Origin of the sequence: Pseudomonas sp. EGD-AK9 (assembly GCF_000465935.2) — a bacterium.
Taxonomy (GTDB): Bacteria; Pseudomonadota; Gammaproteobacteria; order Pseudomonadales; family Pseudomonadaceae; genus Aquipseudomonas.
The window spans coordinates 1-1,497 of the sequence record NZ_AVOF01000535.1 but is presented as its reverse complement, the minus strand read 5'-3'; the positions used below and the strand labels follow the sequence as shown (position 1 = coordinate 1,497).

The 1,497-nt window shown below is 72.1% G+C and carries 1 protein-coding gene and 1 pseudogene; one reads left to right on the top strand and one right to left on the bottom strand.

Annotated elements, in window-relative coordinates; translation table 11 throughout:
• Window positions 1-15 precede the first annotated feature (15 nt).
• A complete protein-coding gene (locus N878_RS20160; RefSeq protein WP_021445351.1) occupies window positions 16-975 on the bottom strand; it encodes an AraC family transcriptional regulator in 960 nt (319 codons plus the stop codon).
• Window positions 976-1,126: 151 nt separating this feature from the next.
• Here N878_RS20160 and N878_RS20155 point away from each other — a divergent pair.
• A pseudogene (locus N878_RS20155) lies at window positions 1,127-1,497 on the top strand (tetratricopeptide repeat protein); the annotation flags it as partial.

Genomic DNA, 1,497 nt, shown 5'->3' with positions numbered 1-1,497 from the left:
GGCGGCTGTAGCGCCTCAGGCCGCGGCATGCTCCTTGCGCCAGCTACCGGGCGGCTGCCCGTAGTGTTGGCGGAAGGCGCGGTTGAGCGCGGCCTCCGAACCGTAGCCGATGTCGTAGGCGATCTGCGCCAGGCTGCGCCCTTCGCGCAGCTGGGCGGCGGCCAGTTGCAGGCGCCAGTGCGCCAGGTAGCGGATCGGCGGCTGGCCGATCAGGCGGCTGAAGCGTTCGGCGAAGGCCGAGCGCGACAGGCCCACGGCGCGGGCCAGGGCCTCGGTGGTCCAGTGTTCGGCCGGTTGCCGGTGCAGCAGCGCCAGGGCCTTGCCCACCTGCGGGTCGCACAGGCCGGCGAGCCAGCCGTGGCGGTCGCTCGGCAGCGCTTCCAGGTAACGCCGCACCGCCTCGATAAACAGCAGCTCGGCCAGCTTGTTCAGTGCCGTGCCGGCGCCCTGACGCTGGCCGGCGCTTTCCACCGCGGCGAGGCGGAAGGCCTGCTCGATCCAGGCGCCGCCGGGGCTGTTGCCGACCTGCAGCTTGAGCACGCTGGGCAGGGTCTGCACCAGCGGGTTGTCCGGCACCGCGCAGCCGAGAAAGCCGCAGATCAGGTGGGTCCTGGCGCCGCCGCCGCCGTGACGCAGGCTGGCCAGGCCGCTGCCCTGAGCGGGCGACTGGATCAGGTGGTCGATCACCCGCGCCGGCAGCCCGCTGGCACTGGCCAGCAGGTGCGGGTCGTTGCGCGGCAGCAGGACGATCTCGCCGGCTTCCAGCGGCAGCAGCGGGGCGTCGTCTATCCCCAGCAGCAACCGTCCGTCGAGCACGTAGTGATAGGCCATCAGGTGCGCCGGCTGGGTGCCGGCCAGGCGGCAGTCCTCGGCGTTGACCTGGGCGCGGATGCACCAGGGCGCGCTGAATTCGGCGTGCAGGAAGGCCCCGGCCGACAGGTGGACGGCGGCGAGCACGTGAGAGAGTGCGTCCATTGATCCTCCGGGCGGCGGCTGGATCAAGAATGACGGCGGCCGGGCTATATCCGTCCCTCCCGGTCCCTCTTACCGTAGCACCGGTGTGAAGCCGCAGCCCGGCAGTCGGCGGCGTCCGCGATGACCGGTACACAACCAGCAGAGGACAGCCATGAACAGCCTGCGCGACAACCTGGGCCTGAGCCTGAGCGGCGCCGACCCGCACAGCCTGGAACACTACGAAAGGGGGCTGGCCCAGTTCCAGTGCTATGCCGGCGATCCGCTCGCCGCGGTCGAGGCGGCCCTGGCGCTGCGTCCGGACTTCGTCATGGCCCATGTCCTGCGTGCCTACCTGCACCTGCTGGGCACCGAGCCCGAGGGCCTGGCGGTGGCGCGGCAGTGCCTGCAGCAGGCCCAGGGCCTGCCGGCCGATGCCCGCGAGCGTGGCCACCTGGCCGCCATCGCGGCGCTGCTCGACGGCCACTGGAGCCGCGCCGGGCTGATCCTCGAAGACGTCGCCATCGACGCGCCACAGGACATCCT

Bases quoted from the DNA above. Each gene is read 5' to 3' on its own strand.
- N878_RS20160 (WP_021445351.1), bottom strand. From the start codon at position 975: ATGGACGCACTCTCTCACGTGCTCGCCGCCGTCCACCTGTCGGCCGGG.